General features: G+C 60.5%; 9 protein-coding genes. 5 read left to right on the top strand and 4 right to left on the bottom strand.

The genetic code is table 11. The features are described from left to right. The first annotated feature begins 254 nt into the window (after positions 1-254). Both ACMX25_RS13435 and ACMX25_RS13430 read left to right on the top strand, forming a co-directional pair. The gene (locus ACMX25_RS13435; protein WP_414950428.1) at positions 255-11,168 is read left to right on the top strand and encodes a hemagglutinin repeat-containing protein; all 10,914 of its coding nucleotides are present in this window, start codon (positions 255-257) and stop codon (positions 11,166-11,168) included. Next, complete coding sequence (locus ACMX25_RS13430) at positions 11,165-11,431, top strand: hypothetical protein (RefSeq protein ID WP_414950427.1); 267 nt, start codon at positions 11,165-11,167, stop codon at positions 11,429-11,431. The genes ACMX25_RS13435 and ACMX25_RS13430 overlap by 4 nt, the downstream gene beginning before the upstream one ends. Positions 11,432-11,475: 44 nt before the next feature. Here ACMX25_RS13430 and ACMX25_RS13425 read toward each other — a convergent pair whose 3' ends face one another. Next, positions 11,476-11,655: a SymE family type I addiction module toxin gene (locus tag ACMX25_RS13425; protein ID WP_414950486.1), complete on the bottom strand. Its 180-nt coding sequence runs from the start codon at positions 11,653-11,655 to the stop codon at positions 11,476-11,478. A 148-nt stretch (positions 11,656-11,803) separates the two neighbouring features. Next, entirely contained in the window at positions 11,804-11,977 is a 174-nt protein-coding gene (locus tag ACMX25_RS13420; protein ID WP_414950490.1) for a hypothetical protein, read from the bottom strand. Between the two features lie 28 nt (positions 11,978-12,005). Here ACMX25_RS13420 and ACMX25_RS13415 point away from each other — a divergent pair, with 28 nt between their 5' ends. Beyond that, positions 12,006-12,506: a hypothetical protein gene (locus ACMX25_RS13415; RefSeq protein ID WP_414950426.1), complete on the top strand. Its 501-nt coding sequence runs from the start codon at positions 12,006-12,008 to the stop codon at positions 12,504-12,506. A gap of 46 nt (positions 12,507-12,552) precedes the next feature. Here ACMX25_RS13415 and ACMX25_RS13410 read toward each other — a convergent pair whose 3' ends face one another. Continuing rightward, complete coding sequence (locus ACMX25_RS13410; protein ID WP_414950485.1) at positions 12,553-12,714, bottom strand: SymE family type I addiction module toxin; 162 nt, start codon at positions 12,712-12,714, stop codon at positions 12,553-12,555. Positions 12,715-12,878: 164 nt separating this feature from the next. Beyond that, positions 12,879-13,172, bottom strand: a complete 294-nt coding sequence (locus ACMX25_RS13405; protein ID WP_414950425.1) for a hypothetical protein — start codon at positions 13,170-13,172, stop codon at positions 12,879-12,881. 276 nt (positions 13,173-13,448) lie between these two features. Between ACMX25_RS13405 and ACMX25_RS13400 the strand changes: the two genes are divergently transcribed. Further along, a complete protein-coding gene (locus tag ACMX25_RS13400; protein ID WP_414950424.1) occupies positions 13,449-13,718 on the top strand; it encodes a hypothetical protein in 270 nt (89 codons plus the stop codon). Beyond that, the gene (locus tag ACMX25_RS13395; protein WP_414950423.1) at positions 13,715-15,505 is read left to right on the top strand and encodes a ShlB/FhaC/HecB family hemolysin secretion/activation protein; all 1,791 of its coding nucleotides are present in this window, start codon (positions 13,715-13,717) and stop codon (positions 15,503-15,505) included. The genes ACMX25_RS13400 and ACMX25_RS13395 overlap by 4 nt, the downstream gene beginning before the upstream one ends. The last annotated feature ends 45 nt before the right edge of the window (positions 15,506-15,550 follow it).

The raw sequence follows: 15,550 nt of genomic DNA, 5'->3' as shown, positions 1-15,550 counted from the left end.
AACTCCCCAGGACTTGTCCACAGCCTTGCCAACAAAAGCTGTGGATAAGGCGATCCGGGACGCACAAGTCTCACCAACATCCGGGCTTTTTCGCCCGTTTCACCCACCTCTGTGCTCCAAAATTCCCTATAAGAAAGATCCGATTTCATCGAAACCGTTGTTTTCAGATCCGGCTGATGGTTGGTTTTAACCTGTCTGGTTCGTCTGACGCTATTTTGTTGCTCGTCAAAAAATAGCATTACAAACGAGTCCAGATGAACAAGAATAAATATCGACTGGTATTCAGTCGACTGAGAAACATGCTGATTGCCGTCGAGGAAACCGCCACGGCGACAGGTAAGGAAGCAGGACAGACTTCAGTACGCAACAAAGAATCACAGGGTTTGATTTTTACGCTGCGGCAGATCGTTTTCTCGGCGCTCGCATTACTTGGCGCGCTGCCTTCGTGGTCAAGTGCGCAGATCATATCGGGAGGTGCCAACGCACCGTCCGTCATCCAGACGCAAAACGGTCTGGATCAGGTGAACATCAACCGGCCATCGGGCGCCGGCGTCTCGATGAATACCTACAACAGGTTCGACGTGCAGCCCAAGGGCGCCATCCTGAACAACTCGCCGGCCATCGTGCAGACGCAGCAGGCGGGTTTGATTAACGGCAATCCGAATTTTGGGCCCGGGCAGTCTGCGCGCGTGATCGTCAATCAGGTCAACAGCAGCGCGGCGAGCCAGATCAATGGGCGTGTCGAAGTCGCGGGGCGACGCGCCGAAGTGGTGATCGCGAACGGCTCGGGCATCAGCGTGAACGGCGGCGGTTTCATCAACACGTCGCGTGCGATCCTCACGACCGGCACGCCGAACTTTGCCGCCGATGGCTCGCTTTCAGGTCTCAACGTGACGGGCGGCAACATCAGCATTCAGGGCGCTGGACTGAACGCAGGCGATACCGATCAGGTCGATCTGCTCGCGCGCGCCGTGCAGGCGAACGCGGCGATCTATGCAAAAAACCTGAACGTCGTGACGGGTGCGAACAGCATAGATTACGGCACGCTCAATGCGACGTCGATTGCAGGCACAGGTGCGGCACCGGGCGTGTCTATCGATGTGAGCAATCTCGGTGGCATGTACGCAAACCGCATCGTGCTGGTGGGCACCGAGAATGGTGTGGGCGTGTCGAACAAGGGCGTGCTTGCGGCGCAGGCAGGCGACCTGACGCTCACTACGCAGGGCAAACTGGTGCTCGCCGGACAGACCAACGCGAGCGCCAACCTTAACGTGTCTGCGCGCGACGGCATCGATAACAGCGGCACGACTTACGCGCAGCATAACGTCTCCGCAAATACCATCGGAGTCTTAACTAATAATGGCGTGCTGGCCGCGCAGCAAAACACCAAGGTCAATGCGGCAACCGTGGCATCGAATGGGACGCTTGGTGCGGGCGTGAACAGCGACGGCACGATTGCCAATGCGGGCGACCTGTCGGTGATCGCCAGTGGCGCGCTCACCGCAACCGTGCAAAACGAAGGCGGCGGTAACACGACCATCCGTGGTGCGTCGGTGAATCTGGCCGGTAGCAATACCTCGGCGATCGGCACGCTGGCGCTTGCTGCAATCAACGGCGACCTGAACGTGTCGAGGGCGAATACGACCGCAGGCGGCGCGCTTATCGCGAATGCAGAGGGCACACTCGTCAACGACAGCGGCAAGATGTCGGGCGGGTTGGTTCAGGTGACAGCGGCGAGCATATCGAACCGTAGTGGTCAGATCATTTCAGGCGGTGCGCTTGACGCGACGGCAGCAGGTGACTTGGTAAATCAAGGCGGTACGATGCAGGCCGCAGGCGCGATGACGCTCGACGCCGGTTCGCTGGATAACACAGCCGGGCGTATGGTCTCGCTCAATGGCGACGGGCTGAACATCGCCGCACGCGGCACGCTAAACAATGGGACGACTGGCACCATCGGCACGAACGGCGCGCTGAATCTCAACGCGGGCACACTCGCGAATCAAGGGCAACTCAGTGCTGCGGGCGAAGCATGGGTGCGCGCGCAAAACATCGACAATCACGCGGGCACGATCACTGCCGGCGGCGCGCTCAATGTCGCCTCGCCCGGCGCGCTGAACAACCGGAGCGGCACGCTGTCAGGTTCGACCACGACCGTCTCCGGTGCATCGATTGACAACACGAGCGGCGACATTGAAGGCGATACGCTTGTCCTCTCGGCCTCGGGCGATCTGATTAATCGTAGCGGCAGACTCACGCAGTTCGCCGCGACCGATCAGACGATTCAGGCAAGCGGCGCGCTGGATAATACGGGCGGCACGATTGCATCGAACGCGAACGTTCTGCACATCAGCGGGCAAACCGTCACAAACGATAAAGGCAACATCCAGCACGCCGGTACAGGGTCGCTTTCGACGAACACGAACGGCCCGTTGTCGAACGTTGCGGGCAATGTGGTGACGAACGGCGCGCTTGCCATACAAGCCGCTGGCAGTCTAAACAATGCTCAAGGTGCAATACAGGCGTCGCGGCGCGCAGACATCAATGCCGCGTCGCTGGATAACACGGGTGGACGTATTGTCTCGCTTAATAGCGAGGGCTTGAATGCCACGGTCACCGGCACGCTCCTGAACGGCACGGCCGGAACGATTGGCACGAATGGCACGCTGGGTGTCAGTGCGGGCACTTTATCGAATCAAGGGAAACTCACTGCTGCGGGCGATGCCACGGTGCGCGCGCAAAGCATCGATAACTACGCGGGCACGATCACGGCAGGCGGGACGCTCAATGTCGCCTCGCCCGGCGCGCTAAACAACCGGAGCGGCACGCTGTCAGGCTCGACCACGACCGTCTCCGGTTCATCAATCGACAATACGAACGGTGACATTGAGGGCGATGCTCTCGCAGTTTCGGCGACCGGCTACATCGCCAATCAGGGCGGCACGTTCACGCAGTTCGGCACCGCCGACCAGACGATTCAGGCAGGCGGCGCGCTGGATAACACCGGCGGCACGATTGCATCGAACGCGAACAATTTACGTATCAGCGGCCAAGCCGTCACAAACGATAAAGGCAACATTCAGCACGCGGGTACAGGCACGTTGGCGATGAACGTGAACGGCGCGCTCTCGAACGTTGCGGGCAACGTGGTGACAAACGGCGCGCTCGCCGCACACGCCGCTGGCGGGTTGAACAATACGCGAGGTGCGATCCAGGCATCGAAACGCGCGGACGTAACGGCCGCATGGCTGAACAATACGGGCGGGCGTATCGCGTCTCTCAATGGCGATGGCTTGCGTGTCGCGGTCACAGACACGCTTGTGAACGGCGCGGCGGGAACGATTGGCACGAACGGTACGCTTGATGTGAGTGCGGGCACGCTCGCAAATCAAGGGAAACTCACCGGTGCGGGCAATGCCACAGTGCGTGCGCGAAGCATCGATAATCATGCGGGCACGATCACGGCGGGAAACGCGCTCAATGTCACATCAACCGGTGTACTGAACAATTCGGATGGCACATTGTCGGGCTCTGCCACGACCCTCTCAGCCGCATCGATTGATAATACCAATGGGAATATCGACGGTGACACGCTCACCGTTTCGGCAACCGGCGACGTCGCTAATCAAGGCGGCACGCTCACGCAATACAGCACCGCCAATCAGACGATCCAAGCCGGCGGCACGCTCGATAACACCAACGGGACGCTCGCGACGAACGCCAAGAACCTGACGCTCGACGCGCAAAATCTCGCCAACGATCACGGCACGATCCAGCATGCAGGCACCGGCACGCTCGCCGTGAACGCAGCGGGCGCTGTGTCGAACGCATCGGGTAACGTGCTGAGCAACGGCGCGCTCACCCTCCAGTCCCAGGGCGCGATAGACAATCAGTGGGGCACGATGCAGGCCGCGCATCGCGCGACGTTGAGCGGCGCGACGCTCGACAACACCGCAGGCCGTATCGTCTCGCTCAATGGCGACGGACTGAGTGTCACTGTCACCGGCGCGCTTCTGAACGGCACGGCCGGGACGATTGGTACAAATGGCGCGCTTGACGTCAGTGCGGGAACGCTGTCGAATCAGGGGACACTCACCGCAGCGGGCGATGCCTGGCTGCGGGCACAAAGCATCGACAACCATGCGGGCACGATCACGGCCGGCGGCGCGCTTACCACGGCGAGCTCTGGTGCGTTGAACAATATAGACGGCACGCTCTCGGGTGCGGCCACTGTGATCTCGGCAACATCGATTGATAACACTGGTGGCGATATCAACGGCGATGCGCTTGCCCTCTCCGTCTCGGGTGATCTGCTTAATCGCGACGGCAAGCTCACCCAATACGGCACTGCCGATCAATCGATACAAATAGGCGGCGCGCTGGATAACACCGGCGGCACACTCGCGACCAACGCAAACAGCTTGAGTCTGTCCGCGCAATCGATTGCCAACGATCGCGGCACGATCCAGCATGCCGGCACCGGCACGCTTTCTGTCAACTCGGCTGGCGCGGTATCGAACGTCGGCGGCAGCGCACAAACCAACGGCGCACTCGCGCTCACAAGTGCAAGCCTCGACAACACGTCCGGTGCGCTTCTCGCGATGCAGGCGGCACGCATCAATGCGGCCTCGGGCATCGTCAATCGCGACGGTTCGCTGTACGGCGGCAATGGTCTGGCTGTATCAACGCAAGGCGACATCGACACCATGCGCGGCTCGCTGCAGACTTCGGGCGATCTGAGCATCGTGGCAGGCGGCACGATCACGAACGCGCAAGGCACGATCAGCGCCAACGGTGCGCATGGCACGGCAGACGTGAGCGCTGCGCGAATCGATAATTCAGGCGGCAAGCTGACCAACGCGGGCGATGGCGCGACCATGACCAGCGCATCCGATATTGCAAACACAAACGGCACGCTTGGCGGTAACGGTGACCTGACGGTGAACGCGCAGACGCTTGAGAACGATGCGGGCGCGAACCTCGTCGCGGGCGGCGCGGCGAATCTGAACATCACTCAGCGCGTAAATAACGCGAGCGGTACGCTCTTTGGCGCCACCGCGCTGAACCTGAACCAAGCGAACGCTGTTGTCATCAATGACGCCGGCGCGATGCTCAGCGGTCTGGACTTATCGGTGAATGTTGCATCGCTGTCGAACTTGGGCGGCGCAATCCGCGCTAACCGGGACGTTGCTGTGGGCGCAGCCGTATCGGGCAATGGCGACATGATCGCGGGGCGCGATCTGGCGCTTGCCGTCGCGGGCGACTACACCAACGACGCGGGCAATAACCTGCACGCTGACGGCAGTATGAGCGTGAGTGCGACAGGCACGTTGACCAACACCGGCACGCTGGCGGCGAACGGTGCGCTGACTGCAAGCGGCGCGAGCGTGGTGAACACGGCAGATGGCGATATCAATTCGTCGTCAACCACCGTGAATGCCTCCGGTACGCTCACGAACGCTGGCCGCATCGAAGGCGATACGGTGACAACTAACAGCGCGACGCTCGTGAACACCGGCGCGATCATTGGCAACGACGTGACGGTGAATGCCGCCGACATCACGAATACCAGCTCCACAGCAGTCATAGCAGGAGCGAACAGCGTCCACCTCTACGCACAAGATTCGGTCACGAACGCCGATGGCGCGTTGATCTACAGCCTGGGCAATCTGGAGATCGCGAAAGACGGCACGCGCGACGCGTCCGGCATGCTCGCGAGCCAGACTGGCACGCTCACGAACAGCGCGGCGAGCATCGAGGCGGAAGGCGACATCGATATCGCCGCGCGCACGCTCAGCAACGTGCGTACCGGTGCAGTCACCGAGGCGGGCACGCCGCAGGACGCAGGCACGACCACGCTGACGCTGTGGAGCGCGGGCCTGCCCACGGGCAGCATGGGGTATTACTACAGCACGCTCTATCCCGAATGGCGCTGGAAAGATGGAGCAATTGGCACGGGCGTGATTGGACATCTGATGCACCCGATCACCGTCAAGGTCCCGAAATCGCAGGTGACGAACCTGGATCCGGCCGCGCAAAGCTTCTCGCTCACTGTACCGCTGACCGATATTTACTCGGCGTTGGCCGGCGGCGAAACGTCCACGCGCACGATCACCAACAACGCAACCCAGTGGTACAGCGGCATCACGGACAACGGCAACGACACGTACTCCATCACCTTCTGGCCGGACTTCGACCCGAACAAGAACATCCGGCCCGATCAGGTCAGATTGGATGAGTCCCTGGGTAAAGACAACCACGACTACGTGGAAATGAGTCATACGACCCAGACTACGACGATCACTGACCAGCTTATAAGCGCGGGCAACGCGGCAACGATCCAGGCGCAGGGCGCCATTCGTATCAACGCGGACAATGGCAGCATCAATAACCAGTCGTCCACAATGGCCGCAGGCGGCGATCTGGTGCGCCGTGCCACTGGCGGCAGCGTGAACGACACAGGCACCGTGTTGCAGCAGACGACCATCAATACCGCCTCGTCCGATTGGTACTGGCACCAAAAGACTGGGGGCGACAATGAATACCTGGCCAATGTGCCCGACGGTATCTCGCAGACGGCCACGACCGTCGATGCCTTGCCCGCAATTGCCACGTCGAACCAGACGGTGCAGACCGATGCGCAGACTATCAGCATCAACTCGGTCAATCGCCAGGGGCAGACCGTGAACGGCTCGGGGGTGACGGGTGGCAGCGCGGACGGCACGCAGCTTGGCGGAATCAGCGGCAAGGGCAGCAGCACGGGCGTGAGTGGCACGGAGACCGGCACTGTAGGAGGCCAGAGCGGCAGTTCGGGCGTGAGCGGGACAACGGCCAGCAGCGTGAGCGGCCAAGGCGGCCAAGGCGGCCAGAGCGGCAGCGTGAGCGGCGCGCAGGCCAATAGTGTGAGCGGCCAGAGCCGCAATCCGCAGACAGTTGGCGGGGCGAGCGGCGGCATCCCGAACCTGAAGCTGCCGGTGAGTGGCCTCTACACCTACAACACGGCGCCCGAGGCAAGCTACCTCATCGCCACCGATCCGCGTTTCACGCAGTATTCGAACTTCATCAGCAGCGACTACATGCTGGGGCAGCTTGGCCTTGATCCATCGAAGACCGAAAAGCGCCTGGGCGACGGCATGTATGAACAGACCCTCGTGCGCAACCAGGTCACGCAACTGACCGGGCGCACGTTCCTCACGGGCTACGCCAGCAATCTCGATGAATACACGGCGCTGATGAATAGCGGCGTCGCGTACGCAAAGGAATTTGGGCTGGCGCCTGGCATCGCGCTGACGTCTTCACAAATGCAGCAACTGACCACCGACATGGTATGGCTCGTGTCGCAGGACGTGACGCTGCCCGACGGCTCGCATCAGACGGTGCTGGTGCCACAGGTGTATCTTGCGCAGTCGAGCACCGTGGATCTCACGCACAGCGGCGCGCTGGTTGCGGGCAACGCAGTGAACCTGAACGCCACCGGCGACGTGACCAATAGCGGCCACGTAACAAGCAGTCTCGCGACAACGATCATCGGCAATAACGTGGTCAATAGCGGTGTGATCGGCAGCAGCGGCATGACGGCAGTGGTCGCGGTGCAGGACGTGCGGAACACGAACGGTCGCATCGGTGGCGGCGATGTGGTCGTGCAGGCCGGACGCGATGTCATTAATGAAACGCAATCCTACGGAATAGCGAAAGACTTTGGCTCGAATTCGATTACGGGCCGCGTGACGGGCGCAGGAATCGATGCCATCGGCACGATCTCGGCAACGGGCAACGCGGCGGTCATCGCGGGCCGCGACGTGAACCTGAATGGCGCGCTGATCCAGACCGGAGGCGATGCAGCCGTTGCAGCCGGACGCGATCTGAATCTTGGCACGACCACGCTCATCGCCACGCGAGACGTGCAAACGCGCGACGCGCTGAATGGCAGTCACAACGCTGTGACGCAGAACCTGGGCAGCGCCATCGTCGCAGGCGGCAGTCTTGCGACGGTGTCGGGACGCGACACAACGCTCACTCATGCAACGGTGAGCGCGACCAACGATGCGACGCTGATCGCCGGCGGCAACCTGACGGTCACGGCGGCGAGGGATACGCAAACCCACAGCGAGCAGTCGATGGGCGGCAAGCAGGCGCAGCACATCAGTTCAAGTTACGACGAAGCGGTGCAGGGTTCAAACGTCGGCGCGGGCGGCAACGTTACGCTTGCAGCGGGTCAGAACGGCAGCGGCAACCTGGCGGTTCTTGGCTCGGCGGTGACGGCGGATGCGGGCGGTGTCAGACTGATATCGACGGGCGATGTGACGATTGGCAGCGTGAGCGAAACCCACGATGCACAGAGCTGGTCGCATAACCAGCACTCGGGTTTCCTCTCGAAAGAAACGACGAACGACGCAGCCAGTTCGCGTCAGGTGATTGCCAACGGCTCAACCGTATCGGGCGATACGGTCACGGGCGCGGCCGGTCACGACATGACGATCAGCGGTTCGACAATCGCGGCCACGCACGATGTGACGCTCGCGGCGGTCAACAACCTCACCATCAACACCACGCAAGATATGAGCGAGAGCAGCACATTCCACGAAGAGAAGAAGTCGGGTTTAGGCAGCTCGGGCGGGATGGGTATCTCGTATGGCAAGGTAGACCAGAAAGACACGGCGCACGACAGTACCGTGCTGCAGAACGGCAGCCTTATTGGCAGTACCAACGCAAGCGTGAACCTGTCAGCGGGCGCGGACTTGCGCGTCACCGGCAGCGACTTGATCGCCGCGCAAAACATCACCGGTACGGGGGCGAATGTGACTATCGATGCAGCCGCCAGTACGGCCCATCATGACGAGACGCATGAAGTCAGCAAGAGCGGCTTTACCCTCGCGATCAAGGCGCCGGTGCTCGACGCGCTCTCGAACACGGTTGACCAGGCGCGCGGCGCGAGTCGCAGCGAGGATGATCGCGCAGCGGCATTGCACGGCATGGCGGCTGCGAGCGGGGCGATTGATGCCTATGGTGAGGCAGGCTCCGCACTGAAGGACATTGCGAACGGCGAAAAGCCGGAAGGTAAAATTGAACTCAGCTATGGCAGCAGCCACAGCAAGAACACGTTTATAGAGGATTCCGTAACGAACCGGGGTTCGAACGTCACTGCGGGCGGCACGGCCGCATTCGTGGCGACGGGCAACGGCACGCCGGGAAGCGGCAACATGACGATTGCGGGATCGAATCTGAACGCGAGCGACGTGATCCTGGCGGCCAGCAATCAGGTCAATCTCATCAACACGACCGATACCGATTCGACGCGCAGCAGCAACGAATCGAGCAGCGCGAGCGTGGGGATCTCGTATGGCTCGCAGGGCTTTGGCGTGGATGCATCGATGTCCAAAGCACACGGCGATGGCAACAGCGATGCCGCCATGCAGAACAACACGCATGTGACGGCGGCGAACAAGGTGACGATCGTGTCGGGTGGCGACACGAATATCATTGGCGCGAATGTGAGTGGCCGGCAGGTGAATGCGGATGTGGGCGGTGATTTGAACATCAGGTCGGTTCAGGACACGATGACAAGCGCGGCGCACCAGGAGAGCACGGGCGGGGGATTTGCGATCAGCCAAGGCGGTGGCAGTGCGAGCTTCAGCCACACCAATGCGAATGCCAGCGGCAGTTATGCGGGGGTGAACGAGCAGGCGGGGATTCAGGCTGGTGACGGTGGGTTCAACATTAACGTCAAGGGGAACACGGACTTGAAGGGCGCAGTGATTACAAGCGATGCTGATGCCTGGAAGAACACGCTCACCACCGGCACGCTCTCCGTCTCCGATATCGCGAACAGTTCGAGCTACGATGCAAAAAGCAGCGGCTTCTCGGCGGGCGCGTCACTGGGGTTGCCTGACAAGGTGACAGGACCGTCCTCGGTGCCGAACTCGGGGGGTATTACGCCGTCTTTGAGTCAGCACGACAGCGGCAGCGACGGTGCAACCACGAAGAGCGCAATCAGCGCTGGCACGATCAACGTCACGGATTCGGCGAACCAGACGCAAGATGTGGCCACGCTGAGCCGCGATACATCGAACACGAATGGCACGGTCGCGAAGACACCGGACGTGAACAACCTTCTGGATAAACAGGCCGACATGATGTCCGCGGCGGCGGCCGCAGGTCAGGCGGTGGCGCAGCGCATCGGCGACTATGCACAGTCGAAGTACAAAGAGGCAGAAGTCAACGGCGATCAGGCCGGCATGGATTCGTGGCGCGACGGCGGCAGTTCCAGAGCCGAGATGCAAGCGGCGGGCGCAGCCGTGGTCGCAGGTCTGGGAGGTGGCGCAGGAACGGCGGTGGCGGGCGCGGTGGGCGCAGGCGCGGCGTCGCTCGCAGCGGGGAAGTTGAACGGCCTGAGTGACGCGATAGCGGGGGCGAGTCCAACCGGAAACGCGGAGATGGACAAGGCGCTGGGTAACATCGTCGCGAATGCGGTTGCCACCGGCGCGGGATACCTTGCTGGAAACGCTGGTGCGTTCGAAGCGGGTGATGTGGACTTGTATAACCGGACGGCTCACGAGGACACGAACGAGAAGAAGCCGACGGATCTGGTTGCGCAAGTCTGCCCGGCGGGTTCGCAGTGCAGCGATGCGACGCTGAACGCGGCGATTCTCGCGCAGGGTATGAATGCGGATGCGGCGTCGGCAAACCTGCAGACGATCGGCGCCTATGGAGCACCCGCTGCGGCACTTGCGCTGATCGGGCCGGAAGCGGTGGCCGCTGCGGTATTGGCTGGAGGACTCGATTATGCGGGTAGTACGTATAGTTACTCGACGGGACTCTCAAAAGACAAGCCCGATTTTACGAGTTCGTATATTGCCGGCGTAATCGGTGGTGCGACCTACCCGTTTGCCATTGCGGACAAGGCTATTGCAGGCATGGGGATGGCGGGGAAAATTGCGGCTATTGGATACAACGCTGGAGTTGCTGGCGTTGGGGCATTTGGGACCGCCGCAGTCACGCACCAGAGCAATCCAGACCTTTCTGGCGGGTTTGGTACTGGTGCTGCTGCATCAGGTAGTCTGGTAAAGCTAATGTTCCCTGGCTCACTTGGTAACTTCCTCAACAATATGATTCAGGGCGCGGCAGGGCCGATACAGAATGCTGTGACTCAAGGCGGCGCTAGAAAATGAAGGCAATCTCAAGCGAGACTACTCAGCAGTATAAAAGGCTGATTCAGCGAGCACTGGTGGCATATTTAGGCGCGACCGGCATCGTTGCTTTAGCGCTCGTTATTTCTATTGCGCATGGTGCAGGCTGGAGACCGGCGTTGGCGGGAATGCCGCTTTACGTGATTGTGTTTGCTGGGATCACGTATCAACTAATAAAGGAAATCATGAAGCTGAGAAAGCAAGAGCGTGAGCGTCAAGCTTCTGCTGAAATCAAAGAGCACTGACAACAAACCCAGCCTTGCGCTGGGTTTGTTGTTTCTGGAGTCGTTCAAGCTGGCGTAATAATGAGCCTGCCCTCTTCGACATGAACACAAACGCGGCTTTGGGGTTTAAAACCAGCTTGCTCGAGCCATCTGCCTATAAGCCGAATCCGCGGGATAGGCCGTTGCCTGGGCGGTGTCCGATGCTGCGGGTAGTCGGTCCACCGCGTGGCGCTCTCGCAGGCCATAAAGCGTTCGGTAAAGGTCGAGCTTGATTTAAGATTGGCGTCAGCCATGGTCAGTTCTCCAGTGAACTGGTGGTGGTCAGCGGGCGGTGAGTGTTGACGCACTCATCGCCCGCGCTTCTTTAGCGGTCCTTCTGCTTCTTCAAATCGGTTACGACTTCTGCGCTGTGCGAGCGCTCCATCGGCGTGCCTCGTGCTTGAGGATCAAGCCTTCGAGCAATTCGCGCACGGTCTGCTTCTCTTCGGGTGAAAACTGGCTAACGGCTTCGAACTGCAAACGCAGGTCCTCGGAGGGGCCGCGCGATGTGACGCTCGCGGCGGTCAACAATCTCACCATCAACACCACGCAAGATATGAGCGAGAGCAGCACATTCCACGAAGAGAAGAAGTCGGGTTTAGGCAGCTCGGGCGGGATGGGTATCTCGTATGGCAAGGTAGACCAGAAAGACACGGCGCACGACAGTACCGTGCTGCAGAACGGCAGCCTTATTGGCAGTACCAACGCAAGCGTGAACCTGTCAGCGGGCGCGGACTTGCGCGTCACCGGCAGCGACTTGATCGCCGCGCAAAACATCACCGGTACGGGGGCGAATGTGACTATCGATGCAGCCGCCAGTACGGCCCATCATGACGAGACGCATGAAGTCAGCAAGAGCGGCTTTACCCTCGCGATCAAGGCGCCGGTGCTCGACGCGCTCTCGAACACGGTTGACCAGGCGCGCGGCGCGAGTCGCAGCGAGGATGATCGCGCAGCGGCATTGCACGGCATGGCGGCTGCGAGCGGGGCGATTGATGCCTATGGTGAGGCAGGCTCCGCACTGAAGGACATTGCGAACGGCGAAAAGCCAACCTAAACAACGAACCCGGCCGTAGCCGGGTTCGTTGTTTGTAGCGTGTGGTTCAAGCGGGGGTAATGATCAACTTGCCGTCTTCAACGTGAACGCATACGCGGCTATCGGGTTTGAACCCAGCCTGTTCGAGCCAGTGCCCCATAAGCCGAATCCTCGGAATAGGCCGTTGCCTGGGCGAGGCCAAGTACGTCGGGATATCGGTCCATCTCATGGCACTCTCACAGGCCATAAAGCGTTCGGTGACGGACGAGCTCGATTTAAGATTGGCGTCGGCCATAGTCAACTCCTTGAGTGAGTTGGTGGTGGTCAGCGGTGAGTGTTGGTAGCACTCACCGCCCGCGCTTTGTTTCCGTCCGCGTTCTCCCCTTTAGCTGTCTACTTGCGCGGCTTGCGTGCGGGCTTCTCGTTGTCGACCACACGCGCCATAGCCCCCGCTACCTGATTCTTGATGATCAAAGCATCAAGCACTCCACGCACAAAATGTTGCTCGTCCTCGGACATGCGTGAAACGGTTTCGAATTGGTAGCGCAACACATCATCTGGCCCTCGCTCGTCCTGATCAAAAAAAACTAACGCATCAGAACTTACGCTGAGCGCAGTTGTTAGCCTGCGGATCACATCTAAGGTTGGTTGTGAGTTGCCGCCTTCATAGCTGCGGATTTGCAGCACAGATAGCGTCGAGAACCGATGGCCGTCAACCCAGCCCCCGCGTGCCTACCGAGATCAAGTTGCTTCGGTCTGCGATGTTAATGAGATGGACGAGCGCGCACTTCTGGCAAACTCGCGCCTCAAAACGAAAACGTGTCGGGGGAAAGATTGCGAGTACAGATCCGCATCAGGCGAAAGCCGTTTGCCAGTGGTTGTTGCATCGGGAAGAAATGTCATTCGCCAACGGTGGGCATCTCGGACGCGCGTGACTCGGACATCGCGATCGTTCGGAACACGATGACAAGCGACGCTCACCACCAAAGCTTGAGCGGTCGATTTCCAATGTGCCGGAGCGGGAACAACGCCAACACCAGCGGCAGCAACACAGGCCAGATCGAACAAGCCGGAATTCAAACTGGTGACGGTGGCTACAACATCAGCGTCAAGGGCAATGCGGATCTCAAGGACATGATGGCTTCGAGCGACGCAGACCCGTCAAAGAAAAACCTATCCGCAGGCACGCCGAGCGTTAGTGATATCCAGATAAGTCGAGTGACGACACAATGAAAATTCGAAAGAGGCTGGCGGCGCTGCCGCTCACAGCCCTGGTATCGCTCGCATCGAACGCACAACACGCACCAACGCCAGCCGACGAAGCCGCAGCAGCCCGTGCCAACACCGAGCAGAACCAGCAAATCCAGCAGCAACGCGACGCACAGCAGCGTGATGCAACCGTGCAAGCGCCGGCGGTCCGCTCCACCCTGCCAACGTTCGAAGGTTTCCCGCTCTTGCCAAAGGAAGAGCCGTGCTTTCGCATCGCTACGTTCGCGCTCGATGTGCCCGCAACGCTATCGGATGCCGTGCGCAGTAAGGGCGCTTCGGCGCTATCGCTCGACCCATTCGCCTTCGCGCGCGAATGGCTCGACTACTACCAGGGTCAATGCATTGGCAAGGCAGGTATCGACATACTCGCGAAGGCGTTGCAGCAAACGATCCTTTCGCGCGGCTACGTGACCACGCGCGTCCTGTTGCCTGAACAGGACCTTTCGAAAGGCACGCTCGCATTCGCCCTCGTCCCCGGCGTCGTGCGACAGATCCGTTTCGCCGATCCCAACACACGCGGCACCTTGAAATCCGCATTCCCCGCCCGCGCCGGCGATCTGCTGGACTTGCGCGATCTTGAGCAGGGTCTGGAGCAGATGAAGCGTGTCGCATCGCAAGACGTGGACATGAAAATCGAACCGACCGATACACCGGGGGAAAGCGATGTCGTCGTGACCGTCAAGCGTTCAAAACCGTTGAGCTTCGTCGCATCCGTCGATAACTCTGGAACGGACGCAACCGGTAAATGGCAGGGTAACGTGAGCCTTGGCATCGACGATCCGCTTGGCCTGAACGACGTGCTCACGCTCGGCGCGAACCAGGACTTATCGTTCGGCAACAAATCGCTCGGCTCGCATGGATTCAATGGTTCGTACTCCGTTCCATGGGGTTACTGGACGGCGACGCTCTCGGGCAACACCAACACTTACTACCAGCAGATCGCAGGCGTCAACGAAACGTATGTGTCGAGCGGCAATTCGCAGACCGCCGCGCTCAGGCTCGCGCGCGTGCTGAGCCGCAGCCAAAGCGATGTGTTCGGCGTGGAGTTCCAGCTATCCAGACGTTTCGGCGAGAGCTTCATCGCCGACACAACGATCCCGATCCAGGACCGCAACAACACGTTCATCGAAGCGGGTTTGACGGACCGCCATTACTTCGGCGCGGCGCAATTCGACGGCACGCTTGCTTACCGCCAGGGCATTCACGGCTTTGGCGCAACGGGCGACCCCGACCCAGACCTGTATTCCTCCACAGGCGACGGCAGCCCTCGAAAGTATCCAACGTATCTCTACAGGATGCTCGTGCTGGACGGTAACCTCTCGGTGCCGTTCGCTGTTGCTAAACAAACATTCCGCTACGTGACGACGATTCACGCGCAGTTCACCAACGACACGTTGTTCTATCTGGACGATCTGACCATCGGCAGCCGATACACGGTGCGCGGCTTTGACGGTGAAACCATGCTCGCCGCCGAGCGAGGCTTTTACTGGCGCAACGAACTGCAGTGGCCCGTTTTGCAGACAGGACAGACGCTATACGCGGGGATCGACTACGGGCGCGTGTTCGGACCGAATACGGCGTCCCTGGCAGGGACGCAACTGGCGGGTGCCGTGATCGGCATCCGGGGCGGTCTGCCGTCGCGCTTTTTTGGACTCTCTTATGACCTGTTCATCGGTACACCGATTTTCAAACCCAGCGCGTTTCCGACCGCACGCGTAACGGTCGGGGTGCAGGCGACCGCGCAATTCTGAAGAAATGTGTCATGCCCAATCATCCCTGCAAGCGCCGTGGCCAGC

Origin of the sequence: Caballeronia eucalypticola (genome assembly GCF_047608185.1) — a bacterium.
In the GTDB taxonomy this organism is placed as follows: Bacteria; Pseudomonadota; Gammaproteobacteria; order Burkholderiales; family Burkholderiaceae; genus Caballeronia.
The sequence above is the reverse complement of the archived record's forward strand: the minus strand, read 5'-3'. Positions and strand labels throughout refer to the sequence as shown.

Excerpts from the sequence above, each read along its gene's own strand:
- ACMX25_RS13435 (WP_414950428.1), top strand. The coding sequence starts at position 255 with ATGAACAAGAATAAATATCGACTGGTATTCAGTCGACTGAGAAACATG.
- ACMX25_RS13430 (WP_414950427.1), top strand. The coding sequence starts at position 11,165 with ATGAAGGCAATCTCAAGCGAGACTACTCAGCAGTATAAAAGGCTGATT.
- ACMX25_RS13425 (WP_414950486.1), bottom strand. The coding sequence starts at position 11,655 with ATGGCCTGCGAGAGCGCCACGCGGTGGACCGACTACCCGCAGCATCGG.
- ACMX25_RS13415 (WP_414950426.1), top strand. The coding sequence starts at position 12,006 with ATGAGCGAGAGCAGCACATTCCACGAAGAGAAGAAGTCGGGTTTAGGC.
- ACMX25_RS13410 (WP_414950485.1), bottom strand. The coding sequence starts at position 12,714 with ATGAGATGGACCGATATCCCGACGTACTTGGCCTCGCCCAGGCAACGG.
- ACMX25_RS13400 (WP_414950424.1), top strand. The coding sequence starts at position 13,449 with ATGACAAGCGACGCTCACCACCAAAGCTTGAGCGGTCGATTTCCAATG.
- ACMX25_RS13395 (WP_414950423.1), top strand. The coding sequence starts at position 13,715 with ATGAAAATTCGAAAGAGGCTGGCGGCGCTGCCGCTCACAGCCCTGGTA.